Annotated in this window: 1 protein-coding gene; it reads right to left on the reverse strand. The window is 55.8% G+C overall.

Annotated features, from left to right (window positions below; genetic code table 11):
• Positions 1–98: 98 nt before the first annotated feature.
• A complete protein-coding gene (locus tag AUR66_RS15835) occupies positions 99–293 on the reverse strand; it encodes a hypothetical protein (RefSeq protein ID WP_231727930.1) in 195 nt (64 codons plus the stop codon).
• Position 294: the final 1 nt, after the last annotated feature.

The raw sequence follows: 294 nt of genomic DNA on the forward strand, positions 1-294 counted from the left end.
ATAGGAACCACTCCAGCGCTCACGACGAGCGTCAATACAACCAGCACTGCGAGACGTGCGTTGTGTGCCATAGAAGAGAGACTCCGTGTGAAGTCCTCTCAGAAGAAGGGAACGAGACTGATACACTCAGCCGTCGCCGTCCCCGTGAAGCCGATAAACATCTCGATAACGACGGCAAACAACGGCGTTGTCACCGCGCTCATGCCGGCTCGGTTGCGCCAATTTTTGAACGTTTGAACCGACTGCGGGTCCTTCGGGAAGGCCGCAGCAGTGTGGAGAATGTACGAGAGGATT

This window comes from Haloferax profundi, assembly GCF_001469865.1.
GTDB lineage: Archaea > Halobacteriota > Halobacteria > Halobacteriales > Haloferacaceae > Haloferax > Haloferax profundi.